At 56.5% G+C, this 14922-nt stretch carries 10 protein-coding genes; 3 read left to right on the forward strand and 7 right to left on the reverse strand.

Going from position 1 to position 14922, the window contains the following annotated elements:
• Positions 1-5 precede the first annotated feature (5 nt).
• On the reverse strand, positions 6-1223 hold the full coding sequence (locus QE408_RS01810; RefSeq protein ID WP_306928043.1) for a deoxyguanosinetriphosphate triphosphohydrolase: 1218 nt from the start codon (positions 1221-1223) through the stop codon (positions 6-8).
• A gap of 175 nt (positions 1224-1398) precedes the next feature.
• Here QE408_RS01810 and erpA point away from each other — a divergent pair, with 175 nt between their 5' ends.
• Together erpA and xth are read left to right on the forward strand one after the other, a co-directional pair.
• Complete coding sequence (erpA, locus tag QE408_RS01815; RefSeq protein WP_306928044.1) at positions 1399-1728, forward strand: iron-sulfur cluster insertion protein ErpA; 330 nt, start codon at positions 1399-1401, stop codon at positions 1726-1728.
• Positions 1729-1810: 82 nt separating this feature from the next.
• Positions 1811-2605 (forward strand): exodeoxyribonuclease III, encoded by a 795-nt coding sequence (xth, locus tag QE408_RS01820; protein WP_306928045.1) that lies wholly within the window; start codon positions 1811-1813, stop codon positions 2603-2605.
• Between the two features lie 88 nt (positions 2606-2693).
• On the opposite strand, the gene QE408_RS01825 is transcribed toward xth, so the two are convergent.
• The 6 genes from QE408_RS01825 to QE408_RS01850 form a co-directional block, all read right to left on the reverse strand.
• On the reverse strand, positions 2694-4679 hold the full coding sequence (locus QE408_RS01825; protein WP_306928047.1) for a methyl-accepting chemotaxis protein: 1986 nt from the start codon (positions 4677-4679) through the stop codon (positions 2694-2696).
• A 195-nt stretch (positions 4680-4874) separates the two neighbouring features.
• Positions 4875-5669 carry an exopolysaccharide production regulator ExoR gene (exoR, locus tag QE408_RS01830; protein ID WP_306928049.1) on the reverse strand — a complete coding sequence of 265 codons (795 nt, stop codon included), beginning with the start codon at positions 5667-5669 and terminating at the stop codon, positions 4875-4877.
• Positions 5663-6022: a hypothetical protein gene (locus QE408_RS01835; protein ID WP_306928051.1), complete on the reverse strand. Its 360-nt coding sequence runs from the start codon at positions 6020-6022 to the stop codon at positions 5663-5665. The genes exoR and QE408_RS01835 overlap by 7 nt, the downstream gene beginning before the upstream one ends.
• 156 nt (positions 6023-6178) lie before the next feature.
• Positions 6179-7438 carry an OmpP1/FadL family transporter gene (locus QE408_RS01840; RefSeq protein ID WP_306928052.1) on the reverse strand — a complete coding sequence of 420 codons (1260 nt, stop codon included), beginning with the start codon at positions 7436-7438 and terminating at the stop codon, positions 6179-6181.
• 403 nt (positions 7439-7841) lie between these two features.
• Positions 7842-10769 carry a valine--tRNA ligase gene (locus tag QE408_RS01845; RefSeq protein ID WP_306928054.1) on the reverse strand — a complete coding sequence of 976 codons (2928 nt, stop codon included), beginning with the start codon at positions 10767-10769 and terminating at the stop codon, positions 7842-7844.
• Positions 10770-10875: 106 nt separating this feature from the next.
• Positions 10876-14277, reverse strand: coding sequence for a YhdP family protein (locus QE408_RS01850; RefSeq protein ID WP_306928056.1), 3402 nt, complete (start codon positions 14275-14277; stop codon positions 10876-10878).
• Between the two features lie 175 nt (positions 14278-14452).
• Here QE408_RS01850 and bcp point away from each other — a divergent pair, with 175 nt between their 5' ends.
• The gene (gene bcp / locus QE408_RS01855; protein WP_306928057.1) at positions 14453-14920 is read left to right on the forward strand and encodes a thioredoxin-dependent thiol peroxidase; all 468 of its coding nucleotides are present in this window, start codon (positions 14453-14455) and stop codon (positions 14918-14920) included.
• Positions 14921-14922: the final 2 nt, after the last annotated feature.

Here is a 14922-nt window from a genome sequence, read left to right on the forward strand (position 1 = left end):
GCTGCCTATCGCAAATTAGGTGTATGGTCAAACAGCCGCTGGTGCGTCCTCAAGGCGTAGCTGTCTGTCATGCCAGCCAGATAATCGCCCACATGGCGGGCTCTGGCCGCTTCCGTCATGCCGGGAATGCTGTCCACCCAGTAGTGGCTCTGCATCTCGGCTGGCGTTTCCATATAGCGGTGGAAAAGATCGGTGACGATCTGGGTCGCGCCTGCGCGGATACGCATGATGTCAGGGTGGCGGTAGATATGCGCAAAGAGCAGCTTCTTGATCTGCTTGTCGGTCTCAGCCATAGCCGGCGAGAAAGTCGCGATCGTGCGGTCCGCGGCACGGATGTCGGCAGCACTCTTCGGCTTCAAAACGCCAAGATTTTGTTGCGCAACGCCAATCACATCTTCAACCATTCGCGTAATCTGACGGCGCATGATTTCATGCGCAAAGCGCTCGTCGTCCAGCGACGGATATTTCGCCCGAACCTCAGCCATCAGACCAGAGAGGAACGGCACTTCCTCCAGCATATCGAAGGTTAGATAACCGGCACGCAGGCCGTCATCGATGTCGTGCGTATTATAGGCAATGTCATCGGCAATGGCGGCGACCTGCGCCTCCAGACTGGCAAAAGTGCCGATCTCCAGATCCTGGAGCTGGCAATAGTCGAGGATCGGCAGCGGCACCGGACCATGCGTCCCCTTACCCGCAGCATTCAACAGCGGGCCATTATGCTTCACCAGACCCTCAAGTGTTTCCCAGGTCAGGTTGATGCCATCATATTCGGCGTAGCGGCGCTCAAGCTTTGTAACGATGCGCAGCGACTGGGCGTTGTGATCGAAACCGCCATAGGGTTTCAGCACCGCATCCAGCGCATCTTCGCCGGTGTGACCGAAGGGCGTGTGGCCGAAGTCGTGCACCAGGGCGACGCCCTCTGCCAGATCCTCATCGAGTTTCAAGGCACGGGCGAGCGCGCGGGCAATCTGCGCCACTTCGATCGTGTGGGTCAGACGCGTGCGGTAATGATCGCCATCCGGGCTGATGAACACCTGCGTCTTGTGCTTAAGGCGCCTGAAGGCCGTGGTGTGTACGATACGGTCACGATCGCGCTGGAACTCGGAGCGCGTCAGGCTGGAGTCCTCGGGAAACAGGCGTCCGCGCGTCGTCCATGGATCGGCGGCATAGACCGCTCTTTCTCCGCTACCAAAACCCAACGCGCGCTGATCGATAATCATCTCTGTCCTGCCATCGGCCCATTGACCTTTTACATTCCCCTTCATACCTATCGCGAAGGTTGCCGCAAAGCGCGTTTACGGGCGGTAACGCTATAGACGGTGAATTTGACTGGTTTATAATCGGTCTTACACAGAACTTTGCTCGCCGGTTCTTGACCCCGGTTGGAGAAACGACATGACCACAGACGTTACACTCTCTGAATCTGCCGCAAAACGAATCGCCCAGATCGTCTCTGCCGAGGCTGGCAAGCAGGCGCTTCGCGTCTCCGTCGAGGGCGGCGGCTGTTCCGGATTTTCCTACAAGTTCGACCTGGATGGCGCACCCACCGACGACGATATCGTCATATCCCGCGGAGATGCCAAAGTGCTCATCGACAGCATGTCGCTCGTCTATATGGCAGGCTCCGAAATCGATTTCGTCGACAATCTTCTCGGCCAGTCTTTCCAGATCAAGAACCCGAACGCGGTTGCCAGTTGCGGTTGCGGGACCAGCTTTTCGATTTAAAGCTTGCTGTTGAAACTGTGAAAACCGGTGGCTTTCGCCGCCTCATCGGGTAAAACAGGGTCCGAACGGAATGGAACCTGCGATGAAGATTGCCACCTGGAACATCAACGGCGTCAAGGCGCGCATCGAAAACCTTTGCGAATGGCTGAAGGATTCGAGCCCGGATATCGCCTGCCTTCAGGAAATCAAATCCGTCGATGAAAACTTTCCGCGTCTGGAGATCGAAGCACTCGGCTACCACGTAGAAACCCACGGCCAGAAGGGCTTCAACGGCGTTGCACTTCTTTCCAAGATGCGCCCCGATGAGGTCAATCGCGGTCTGCCGGGTGACGACGGCGATGAACAGGCGCGCTTTATCGAAGGCGTTTTTTCCGTCCAGGGCGGTGTCATCCGGGTCTGTTCGCTCTATCTGCCAAACGGCAACCCGCCGGATGATCCGGTGAAGTATCCTTATAAGTTGGCATGGATGGAGAGACTTCGCCGCTTTGCCGAAGACCGGCTGCAACTGGAAGAACCGTTGATCCTGGCCGGCGACTACAATGTCATCCCCGAGCCTTTCGACTGCCACGACCCGCGTGTCTGGGCAGGCGACGCCTTGTTCCTGCCGCGGACGCGCGCTGCTTTCAGACGGCTCGAAAATCTTGGCCTTACCGATGCCACCCGCGCAACCTCCGACGAGGCGGGACTTTACACCTTCTGGGACTATCAGGCAGGCGCCTGGCAAAAGAACAACGGTATTCGCATCGACCACCTGATGCTGTCATCGGAAGCGGCGGACAGGCTGCATTCCGTCTCCATCGAAAAACATGTCCGCGCCTGGGAAAAGCCATCCGACCACGTGCCGGTCTCAGGCTATTTTGATTTTCAGCCGGCCTGAGATCGTGGCCCATGAAATGCGATGAGGCCGGACGAGATCATTGCTCGCCCGGCGACTTGTCCGATTCATATTCGATTTTGGGCTATGGTCAGAATTCTTCCCACTCGCTCTTCATGGCAACCGCTGCATTGCCACGATATTGAGGTACGGCTGATCTCCTGCCCGGTGCATGATGCTGGGAATTCGCCGCTTTCGATACCGGTGCAGTTTGACAGCTCCCCGTTTTAAATCGGGCCACGAGATTGCTGAGATTGACCGCTTCGTCGGCAAGTTTGCTGGTTGCCGCTGTGGATTGCTCTACCATCGCCGCATTCTGCTGCGTCGTCTGGTCCATCTGGTTGACGGCACCATTCACTTCGCTGAGGCCGGTCGACTGCTCTTTCGAGGCAGTGGCGATCGAGTGAACATGTTCGTCGATTTTACTAACATGTTCACGGATCGCTTCGAGCGCGCTGCCAGTCTCGGTCACGAGCGAAACTCCGGAACTGACTTCATTGCGCGATCTGACGATCAGTGTCTTGATATCTTTCGCCGCTGTTGCGGAGCGTTGCGCAAGCTCACGCACTTCCTGCGCCACCACAGCGAAGCCCTTGCCAGCCTCACCAGCGCGAGCAGCTTCCACGCCAGCATTCAATGCCAACAGATTCGTCTGGAAGGCAATCTCGTCGATAACGTTGATAATGTTGCCGATCTCATTGGATGCTTGTTCGATGCGGCCCATGGCCGACACAGCATTTCTGACAACATTACTGGACTGTTCCGTGCTTTGCCGGGCCTGCACCACCATATCGGATGCCTTGGTAGACCGGGTCGTGGAGTTCTTCACCGCCGACGTAATTTCCTCGAGTGCCGCTGCCGTCTCTTCAAGAGACGCCGCCTGCTGTTCGGTGCGTTTCGAAAGATCGTCAGACGCGATGCGCAGTTCGCCGGCACCGCTTTTGATCATGTCAATCGCAGAGCGGACCTCCATCATGACCGAGCGCAGGCTCTCCATCGTCACATTGACGTTGCGCTGTAGTTCAAGGAACACACCGCGGAAATCACCCTGCATCGATTCTGTCAGGTCGCCGTCCGCAAGGGCCGCGACCACGCGATTGGTCTCTGCCACGCCGCGGTCCACTGATGTGACCAGTTCGTTGACGCTCAGCGCGAAGCGATTAAGGTCCGGGTTCTCATAGCGCTTGCTGATGCGCGCGGAGAAATCACCCGCAACTGCAGAGGAAACGACCTGGGCGATATTGCTTTGTAGGTCCGCGTTCTGCTCTTGGAGTGCAGCCTCCTGAAAGGCAAGATCGCGAACCCGCACTGCGTTCTCTTTAAACACCAGAACAGCTCTCGCCATATCACCCACCTCGTCCTTGTTATCGGTGTAGGGGATCGCGACGGATAGATCACCGTCGGCCAGTGTCTTCATACAATCCGTTGTTCTGGCAATCGGCGTCGCAATGGCACGGCGACCAAAGAAGGCGGAGACGATCATCAACAGAACCACGAGGCCTGACAGAGTGATCGTAATCGTGGAGGCTAGCGCTTGAAGCTGCCTTCGTTCTTCATTCGCTGCCTCTGATCTCGCTTTTACATCATTGACAATCTCATCAGCCATAGATGCCAGTTGAGCGCTCGTAGTCTTCAATGGAGCAAGCTGATGAGAGATTTCTGCATTCGCCGCACGATCGGTTACGAGCTTTCCGACGTCAGCGTTGTACTTCGCGAGCACTTCGGAGATCTTCTGAGCCCGTTCCTTGTTGGCAGACGCCTCCATAGCGGCTGTTCCGAGCTCAAGATATTTGACCGCCGATTCATGGCGCTTCGTCACGTATGTTTGCGCGTCTTTCAATTCAGACGGCGTAGAAGCAAGTCGTATTTCCCCAACACCGATTTCCATGCCTCGCAGCGAGGCCTTCATGTCAACCATGTTGCGCGCAATGTCCGCCTGAACGCGTCCCTTGGAGACTGCAGCGTCCACAGCCTGAGACAGAAACCATCCCGTCACTGAAGCAGTCAGAACAAGAACAATGCCCGCTCCTGACATGAGCGCGAGTTTTGTGCGAATGCGGTAAAAGTCCAACGCCATAGCAGTAGCCCATCGAGGAAAATATACAATGAAAGGACATGCTTTGTGGAGCAACGCAGGCGCGAGTCATTCTGCCGGCAGCTAAGTACGGAGACACGAAAGCAACTCATGGTCGCTTCTCATATTTAACATAACGTTATTGTGAACAGCGAGATTTCGCTAAATATAAACGCAGAAATATGAGTGAAAATAAGCTTAGTCGGCGTCGCCTGAAGAGATGTTGCGCGCAAGCTGGATAGCGACACGACGATCATCTTCAGCCGCAACGGAAAACGCCTGCTCCTGAAGGTTTTGTATCCACACGCAATTGGCTGCAGCGCATTTGTCCAGCGCGGCTGTCATAAAGGCCAAGCCGCGAACCGTCTGGCCCTCTTGGAACAGCAGATTGCCGAAGATCGACATAGCGCCGGCATGGCCGTGCTTGCGTGCCTGATTCAGCCACTTCTTGGCCTGCTGCGCATCTGCACGGCCGCCCTCGCCTGCAAGAATCATCTGGGCCAGTTGGAACTGCGCCTCAGCGACGCCGAAGGTCGATGCGACTTGGAAATATAGTTGGCGCGCTTGGCCGAGATCCACCTTCACAGGGCTGCCTGGAATGCCGTGACGATAATAGTCCGCCAGAGACAGCAACGCATTGACGAAGAAACCCGTATCTTCCGAACCAGGCTCTACGCCCTGGCTCGCAATCTCGCTGTAAATCTTGAAGGCTTCGAAGTCGTTCTTGGCGACGCCGTCGCCATAGGCGTACATGTTGGCAAGTGCCCAGCGCGAGCCCGTATGGCCCTTCTCGGCCGCGTAACGATACGCTTCGACCGCATCTTCCTTCTTGCCATTCTTGTAGGATTTGAAGCCGAACTTGAAGAGATCGAAGGGGCCGGATTCCTTGGTGACGCCTGAATTGATATCAAAAGCAAGAACCGGCATCGAAAGCGACGCGAGCATCAGCCCCAGACACAGCGGTTTCAAAACGTTGATGTCACATCTCAGCATTTCAACGAACTTCTCTCACTCTTCTCACACATGGCGAAGGCTAACCTTGCGTCCAAGGAGGGCTGCGATCTCTCAACACACTGCGTCGTTCCAGCAGCAACTTTCAATGCGCTGCCGGTGATCCTGAGCGGTAATAAATCAGCAATCTCATGAGCACAGGTATAAGTACCGTTTCCGGCAACATCACGGCGTTTTGTTGCCGTCTGGATACCACCAAACAAGCGCTGACGGAGAGAACCCGTCTTTACTTGCTTAGAGGCTAAATCCGCACCTGTTTTCACTTCCACCACTTCCGCAACACCACTTTTGATGTCTGCATATTCTTCCATTCCCGCGCCGTCGAAAGCACTCAAGCACATGCTTTGTGGCGGGAAATGGACAAATACGACCACATTCTTACGCTACGTGAAGGTTGCAGAAATTTGTTGCCAAATCGTCACAATATTGCCGATCGGCAACAAAAAACCCGGCCGATGAGGGCCGGGTCCTAAGAAGATTCAGGAAGTAGATCAGAATTTCACTTTGACAGATGTATTGACGGCAGCCACGATATCGTTACCGAAATCGTAAGCGACATCGTCGCCATACACCACGCCATTGCGGGTAATCTGTCCGGAACTACCGCTGGTGAGAAGTCCGATCGCTCCACCAAGACGCCACTCGATGTTATCTGTGACGGCGTATTGAATGCCAGCACCTAGGGTCCAAGTATCGGTAGAGGTACCTACACCAGTGCTGGTACCACGGTCCCATGTCAAGCTGACTGCGCCGGCCAGCTTGTCGTTAAACTTATGGCCGATACCACCGCTAACAGTCCAACCATCACGATACATAAGGTCGAGAGACGTAACCCCGCCTGGTGGGCAGGGCAAGCCGGACGACGCAACAGGGCAGAATCCAAGGGATTGAATGAGGCTCCAGTTCGTCCATTTCACTGATCCGAAAGCCAGCCAGTCCGGCGCGATACCGCTCTGCAGTTTCAACTCGAGAGAATCAGGCGCCTGTGCAGAGCCGAAAACTCCAAAACGCTTTCCAACGAACGGATTGGTGACAGATGTTGGTATCTGGGTAAGGTCCAGCGTACCTGTAAGATCGTAATCGACCCGGCTGTTGTAAACAAGGCTAGCACGCAATGCATACTCGGGGATTTCGTAGGCTACACCAGCGCGCCAGCCCCACGACTCATCGCCCATTTCCAAACGCCCCGTGCCGTTGAACACGGCCGATGCTGGGGCTGGGATCGGAGCAACTAGACGCGTCTTAAAGCCTTCGATCTCCTGATAAAAAGCACCGCCGATAACGCGGAACTGCCCTGGGCCAACATCAAACTTGTATGAGCACGTCAGCCCGTAATTGTTAGTCTTAAGCTTGGTTTCAATATCGTGCTGCACGCCAACCCAGCCATTACCCGGATCCAAGTGAGCGCCAAATGGTTGAGAATAGTCGACAAGGCAATCGACGGGACCATAGCCTCCTTTTATTCCGACGTAAGGAATTGCGTAATCGTCGGTATCTGTAACGGTTCGCGAACCTCCGCCGACGCCGTTTGTACCGAGACCATCGCTGGCATCGGTGTCGCGAGCGTTCTTCAGTTTTCTTCTAGGGCTGACGTAGGTCACACCAGACTGAAATGTGAAGGGCGATGCATCGAACAACTGGTCAATGTTGTATCCGCCGCGCTCAAGGCCACCGGCAAATGCAGGCGTGACAGAAGTGATGCCGACAGCAAGGCACACGGCACCGTGTATGATTGAAACTCGTTTTGCCATCTCTCTCCCCAATCAAAGGCAATGTAGTGATCAGAAATTGAAATGCTTTGGAGGAAATGACAATGCACCCTACCCCCATCACCAGGGGTGACTTAGATCAAAGACTTACGTGAAAAATCGTGGCAGGGCAAAAATCGGGGAAAAATCAAAATATTTTTCCAATTAACGAGGTGAAAAGGCTTATTCTGGGAAAATATTAGCTCAATCAATCTTGTGTGTGTCTGCGACACAACATTCATACTTTTCGCTCAAAAAAGTCCGAATTCCGTCATGTTCTGAGGGACTTGGTCAAGAGACTGCGAGGACAGCAGTTCACCGACGACTCGATTATCCTAGCCTCACGAAACAAATAAAAAAGCGCCTCCATCGCGAAGGCGCTTTTTCAGGTTATGTGAACGTGCGATCAACCGGCTTCGTTGACCCGCTGCAATGCGACCTTCAAGCTCTTTATCTGAAGCTCGAGTTCAGCCTTGCGGTCACGGTCTGCTGCGACCACTTCCGGATCGGCATTGGCGACAAACTTCTCATTCGAGAGCTTCTTGTCGATACGTTCCAGTTCGGCCTGTGCCTTACCGATCGCCTTTTCAAGACGCGTTCTTTCCGCAGAGACGTCAATGAGATTGCCGAGTGGAATGCAGACGGTCGCCTCACCGACGACGATCTGTGCCGAGCCCTTGGGTGCTGTATCGGCAGCCAGGATTTCATCGGCACGCGCCAGACGGCGGATTGCGGCGGAGTGGCGGTCGAGACGCATCTCGGTCGTCGGGTTGGCGGCAACGACGACCAGCGGTGCAGTAGCACCAGGCGGTACGTTCATTTCCGCGCGGGTCGAGCGAATGCCGGAGACGAGATCGATCAGCCAGTTGATTTCCGCAGCGGCCGCTTCATCCCGGAATTCTGGTGCGGGCCAGTCTGCATGGCAAAGCAGTCGGTCGCGGCTTGCGCCTTCGCCGGCCGTATGCGCCCACAATTCTTCCGTCATGAATGGCATGAAGGGATGCAGCAGCTTGTAGATTTCTTCCAGAACATAGGCCGCGCAAGCCTGAGCCTCCGCCTTGGCTGCCTCGTCCTCTCCGTTGAAGACGGGCTTGAGAAGTTCGAGATACCAGTCGCAGAACTGGTTCCAGACGAAGCGATAAAGCGTGCTGGACGCGTCGTTGAAGCGGTAGTTCTCGATTGCCGCCGTAACGTCCTTTGCCGTGTTGGCTAGTTCGGTCAGAATCCAGCGGTTGATCGTCTGGGTCGCTGCTTCCGGCAGGAAGTGCGGATCGCGCTTGACGCCGTTCATTTCGGCAAAACGTGTGGCATTCCACAGCTTGGTGCCGAAGTTGCGGTAGCCCGCAATGCGCGCTGGATCAAGCTTCACGTCACGCCCCTGCGCCGCCATAATGGCAAGCGTAAAGCGCAGCGCGTCCGCACCATACTGATCGATCAACTCGAGTGGATCGATGACGTTGCCCTTGGACTTCGACATCTTCTGGCCGTTCTTGTCGCGAACCAGCGCGTGGACATATACAGTATTGAATGGCTCGACGGCGTGACCGGCATCGTCCTTCATGAAGTGAAGGCCCATCATCATCATTCGGGCGACCCAGAAGAAGATGATGTCGAAGCCCGTGACAAGAACATTGGTCGGATAATAGCGCGCAAGCTCCGGCGTTTTGTCGGGCCAGCCGAGCGTGGAGAACGGCCAGAGCGCGGAAGAGAACCACGTGTCAAGAACGTCTTCGTCGCGTGTGAGAATTTCGCCCGGTTTGAAGTTCTCGAGCTTCTCCTGCACCCAAGCCTTCCATGGGCCTTCATGCGCAAGATAGTGCTGAACGGCGGCGTCGAGCGCTTCTTCCTCTGTCTTCTCGACGAAGACCTGACCATCCGGGCCATACCAGGCAGGAATCTGATGGCCCCACCAAAGCTGACGCGAGATGCACCATGGCTGGATGTTTTCCATCCATTCGAAATAGGTCTTGTCCCAGTTCTTCGGCACGAAATTCGTGCGGCCTTCGCGAACCGACGCCATTGCAGGTTCGGCAAGCGTCTTGGCATCGACGAACCATTGGTCAGTGAGCATCGGCTCGATGACGACGTTGGAACGGTCGCCAAAGGGCTGCATGATCTTCTTGTTTTCGACATACGGAACGTCGTTGCCTTCGGCGTCCTTCACCGTAACGGCAAGCCCATCGGCGTTGATGGCAGCGATGACCCGCTTGCGCGCTTCATAACGATCAAGACCACGATACTCGTCGGGAACGAGGTTGATGGCATCGATATCGGCTTCGGATGGCAGCTTGCCGGAGCGCGTGATTTCGCCTGCGAGTTCCGCGCAGCGTGCATAGGGCTCGCCGTCATCACGCATCTGCGCCTGCGTATCCATCAGGCGATAGAGCGGAATGTTGTTGCGACGGGCAACCTGATAGTCGTTGAAGTCATGCGCGCCGGTGATCTTGACAGCACCGGAGCCGAAGGTCGGATCCGGGTACTCGTCCGTGATGATCGGGATCAGGCGGCGGCTTTCTTTCGGGCCGACAGGAATTTCGCACAGCTTGCCAACGATGGGTGCATAGCGCTCGTCGGACGGATGAACGGCCACCGCACCATCGCCCAGCATGGTTTCCGGACGCGTGGTCGCAATCGCGATATAGTCGCGCTCTTCCTGGAAGACGATGTTGCCGTCCGCATCCTTCTCGACATAGGTATAGGTTTCGCCGCCGGCCAGCGGATATTTGAAGTGCCACATATGGCCGTCGGTCTCGCGGTTTTCGACCTCGATGTCGGAAATCGCCGTCTCGAAATGCGGGTCCCAGTTGACCAGACGCTTGCCGCGATAGATCAGGTCCTGCTTGTAAAGCGTGACGAAGACTTCAAGAACAGCCTTTGACAGCCCCTCATCCATGGTGAAGCGTTCGCGCGACCAGTCGCAGGACGCGCCAAGGCGCTTCAACTGGTTGAAGATCAAGCCGCCCGATTCGGCCTTCCATTCCCAGACCTTGTCGATGAAGGCTTCGCGGCCCATGGCGCGACGGCCGGGAAGCTGGTTTTCCATCAGCTTGCGCTCGACGACCATCTGTGTGGCGATACCGGCATGGTCCATGCCGGGCTGCCAGAGAACATCCTTACCGCGCATACGCTCGAAACGGACCAGAATGTCCTGAAGCGTATTGTTCAACGCATGGCCCATATGCAGCGAGCCGGTGACATTCGGCGGCGGAATGACGATCGTGAAAGTCTCGGCATCCGGCTTTGCATTCGCGCCTGCGCGAAATGCATCGGCCTCATCCCAGGCCTTGGCAATTTTTGGTTCTACGGAAGCGGAATCGTAGGTCTTATCGAGCATTTCCTGGCCTGAAATCTGGAGTTCTATTTTTGGTTTTTAAATAAGGATGGCAGGTTGAGAGTCAACAGTTGCCGACGCGGCATCAGGCTTATGCGTTACCGCTTTATCACTGGAATTCAAATATCTGCCGGAAAACGCCGGGCGCGATCAGAGACAGAGGGTTGATCTGCAACCGCGGCGTCGCCGTCGGGCCCGTCAGTTTGAAGGTGATACCAAGCAGGCCACGGTCACGACCATTGCCCAAGAAGATGCCGATGAACGGCAACTCGCCGAACAGCCGGTTAAGGCCATAGGCAGGCATGAAGGTGCCGGTCATATCGATATTGCCGTTCTGGTCCTTCAACACGCCCTGGAAGGTGGCGCCAATCTGCTCGCCACGCACCACGCCATTTTCCAGTGCCACGACGCCGTTGACATAGACGACTCGCGCAAAGCCGCGCTGGAACTTTTCCGAACTGACATCGATGTTACGCCGTACAGCCGCATTCAGGCTGCGGCCATCCTGACCGGAAGGGGTGGCAACAATATCCTGCAGCTTGGCTTCATTGAGAACGGCGAAGTTGCGCAGATCGAGCGAACCGCTCCAAGACGAGCCGTTGGACGTGGTCATGACGAGGTTCAAGAGACCGCCACGAATACGGGTATAAAGATTGGTGAAGCGCGCGAAGGCACCGGCATCACTGCTGGTCAGATTGATCGTCCCGCCATCGCCTTGGTTGGTGGTCTGCGCCACCACGGCCTGCCCGCGGCCGGACACACCCTTGAAATCCACCGTGCGCACCTTGCCATCCCTGACGCCGATGCTGGCGGTCACATTGGAGAGCGCCTCGTCGTTAAAGCCGTAGACCCGGTCGAGATCCGCCTTGATGTTCAGTGATCCCAGGTCGCCACCTGGAGCCGCACCCGCCGACGCGGCGGAAGCGCCGCTTTCGGAGTTGCGCAGCTTGGCGATGATGGGTCTGAGATCAGCCGACTTGCCGCTGATATTGACGGTGTAGCTTCTTTTTGCGGCGGAGACTGAGACCGCATAATCATCTTGAGGCGACAACTGGAAACGGGAGAAATCTGCCGAGATCAGGCCGCCTTTATCAAAGGTGAGGTCGCCAGCGGCGCCAAAACCATCACCCTTGAGCGCCAGGTCGTGAATGCTGGTGCGGCCATTGACCGTCTCCATGCTGAAGGACGCATTCGCCTTGACGCCCACACCCTTTGTCCAGCCAATACCCGGCAGAACCATGGACGCGTTGGAGAGATCGAGCTTCACATCCTGTCGTTCAGGATCTGTGCTGTCTATTTCAAGCAGCGTCGTTCCGCCCAGCACGCTGGAGAGTTCCGGTGCCAGCTTGGCGATTTGGCCGGGCTCCAGAACCGCATTCAGCACAAGTTTTCGGCCTGTCGTGCTGGTTTTGCGAATGGGCTGGGTCAAATCGATATTCATTGCAACATCGTCAATCCGCCCCTTGCCGAGAAGGTGCAGCGTTTCGTTGTTGAGCTTCAGGCTACCGTTGACCGAAGACACCTTGCGGTTGGAGATCGGTCGCGCCAAGGAAACGTCGTTCAGCGCCAGATCCGCCGTCCACACGGGGTCGGGCGGAGACTGGCTTTTCAACAGGCCAACACGCAGTTTGGCGTGAGCGGTCACATTGCCAGAGAAATCGCCGGGCTGGAATTCAGTGTCCTTCAACGCGTTGATCGGCTGGAAGGACGCAAGCTCTGCAATACTGTCGGCCGATCCTTTGACATTGAGATCGAGGTCCGCCATCAGCGGCTTGTCGTAGACATCAGCGATCGAGAAGTGGCTGTTTTCCAGCTCGAGACTACGGTTCGATGGGAAGAAGGAGGTGGCTTTCGACACGGTGACGTCGATCTTCTCACCCACGAGCTCGAAATGAGCATAGGCATCGCGAAGCGGTGGAATATCACCGGCAACGTTCAAGCGCGTGTTCTCGACGTCGAATTTGATTTGCAACTCGCTGGCGGACAATTCCAGCGGGCAGTTCGGCCCGCACATGCGACCAGCGGGTATGAACACCGCGATGGAGCCGTTGCGCACCGTGCCGCCGAACAGGTTGGCAATGACCCATGGTCGCGCCTTATGCGCCATCCAGAACGGCCAGAGTTGCTTGACAGCCGTCGCCTCCATTTTTGGGATTTGCCCGCCAAAGCTGATTTCGGGAGAGCCCTGCCCGAAACGGACCTTCAGCGAGCCTGCCATGTCGCCAAGCTGGCTTGAAACATACAGGGACGGTACGTTGATCTCCCGTGTCGCGCTGTCAAATGTGCCATCCGCCTTCAGATCGAAGGTCACGGGCTCTTCACCGCCTGCATCGGCAACGGCTGCCGCATTCGGCAGATGAACGGAAAAATCGAAACCCTTGTCGTTGTCGAGGAGTTTTGCCTGGATGGGTAGCGTCGTGCGGCCAAATTGCAGGTTCGAATTGTCGACCAGAACAGCCTTGCCATCGAAATCGTAATGCGCGTTGACCACACCACCCGTCACGGGCTGTGCTTCCCCGCCGATATAAAGCTCGCCATTTCCCAGCGCGAAAGAAAGATCCAGCGCCGGCTTTTGATCGGCGGCACCGCGGGCCGCAGCGATGTTGATGCCGGTCTTGACGTTGAGCCCCTGGTGCATCAGCCCCTCGTCATCGAATTGTTCGAGAAGCGGGCCAATATCGAACCCGTCCAGCCGGGCGGAGAAATTGTTGATGCGGCCATCGACGGCGGTGGCTGCGAGCGCCAATTCCGCAACCTGGCCGTTGAAAGCCACATCGCCGTCGAGCGTATAGCCGCCCTCGCCATCGGGAACGAGAGATAATTCGCTGACATTGATCGTGCGCGGCTTGCCGTCTTCTCGCGGCGGCAGGCGGATGGCGATATCGGAAAGATCGATTTCCTCCGTGCCGCTGCGCTGAAAGGTCTGCGACAGCCGATCGAGATCGCCGAAAGCATTTTCCAGAAGAGCCGGGATCGCATCGATACGCAGTTGCGCGAGATCGAAGGCCTGCCCCTTGGGCAACAGTGCTGTATCAAGCTCCATGCCATTGGCTTCCAGCGTGGCGATCGACACACGCCCGGTCAGCAGCGCGAGAGGATCGAGCGCCATGCCGATGGAACGCGCACGGCTTAGATGCTGCCCCGATTCGCTATCGGTAATATCGACATCCTGGGCGACCAGCGAGAGCCGCAGCCCGGAGGAAAAGCGGATTGCGGTGGAGCCTATGCGCGCTTCGTAGCGAGGCCCGAGTGCCCGCTCCAAAGCCTGCTGTGCCTGGCTTGAGAGAGTGCTGTCGACCGAACCGGTTTCGACCGATAAAATGATGCCGCCAATGGACAGGAAGGCGAGGACAAAGAGGGCTGCAAAGACCTTGGCGAAGGCGCGCAGCATGGAGCGAGGCGGCGGGCAGTGAACGATGATCGGATCTTCCGCTTGCGCAGACGGTAAAGCGTGCAGCGGCACGATGTCGCGCTTGCTGAAACTGACCTTCTCCCCACGAATTTCCGCCATTCGTACCCTGCGCGCTCCCGGAAATATCCTGAACCCCAAGCCAGGGTCTTTTCAGTTTGGCGGTTTCACCCTGCCATCCCGCATGACTCGCCACAAGACTGGACGAAGCTGTTATTCGGTATATATCGAATACCCGCCCCCATGCTCAACAATCCGGGCAAAAGAAAGGTGAACCATGGCAGAACTGACGATTGGCGACGAAGCACCCGATTTCCGTCTTCCCAGAAACGGCGGTGGCGACATTTCTCTTTCCGATTTGAAGGGCAAGGCGGTCGTCCTCTATTTCTACCCGAAGGATGACACATCCGGCTGCACGGCAGAGGCAATCGACTTCAGCGCATTGGGTGCTGAGTTCGAAGCGGCCAATACCGTCGTCATTGGGATTTCGCCCGACTCGGTGAAGAGCCACGACAAATTTGCCGCCAAGCATTCGCTCACCGTGATGCTGGCCGCCGATGAGGACAAGAGCGCGCTGGAGGCCTATGGCGTTTGGAAGGAAAAAAGCATGTACGGCAAGAAGTACATGGGTGTCGAACGCACTACCTTCCTGATTGCGCCAGACGGCAAGGTTGCGAAAATCTGGAACAAGGTGAAGGTGCCAGGGCATGCGCAGGCGGTTCTCGATGAGGCCAAGGCTGTTTGACC

This window comes from Agrobacterium larrymoorei (genome assembly GCF_030819275.1).
In the GTDB taxonomy this organism is placed as follows: Bacteria; Pseudomonadota; Alphaproteobacteria; order Rhizobiales; family Rhizobiaceae; genus Agrobacterium; species Agrobacterium larrymoorei_B.

Excerpts from the sequence above, each read along its gene's own strand:
- erpA (WP_306928044.1), top strand. The coding sequence starts at position 1,399 with ATGACCACAGACGTTACACTCTCTGAATCTGCCGCAAAACGAATCGCC.
- bcp (WP_306928057.1), top strand. The coding sequence starts at position 14,453 with ATGGCAGAACTGACGATTGGCGACGAAGCACCCGATTTCCGTCTTCCC.
- QE408_RS01810 (WP_306928043.1), bottom strand. The coding sequence starts at position 1,223 with ATGATTATCGATCAGCGCGCGTTGGGTTTTGGTAGCGGAGAAAGAGCG.
- QE408_RS01845 (WP_306928054.1), bottom strand. The coding sequence starts at position 10,769 with ATGCTCGATAAGACCTACGATTCCGCTTCCGTAGAACCAAAAATTGCC.
- QE408_RS01840 (WP_306928052.1), bottom strand. The coding sequence starts at position 7,438 with ATGGCAAAACGAGTTTCAATCATACACGGTGCCGTGTGCCTTGCTGTC.
- QE408_RS01850 (WP_306928056.1), bottom strand. The coding sequence starts at position 14,277 with ATGGCGGAAATTCGTGGGGAGAAGGTCAGTTTCAGCAAGCGCGACATC.
- xth (WP_306928045.1), top strand. The coding sequence starts at position 1,811 with ATGAAGATTGCCACCTGGAACATCAACGGCGTCAAGGCGCGCATCGAA.
- exoR (WP_306928049.1), bottom strand. The coding sequence starts at position 5,669 with ATGCTGAGATGTGACATCAACGTTTTGAAACCGCTGTGTCTGGGGCTG.
- QE408_RS01825 (WP_306928047.1), bottom strand. The coding sequence starts at position 4,679 with ATGGCGTTGGACTTTTACCGCATTCGCACAAAACTCGCGCTCATGTCA.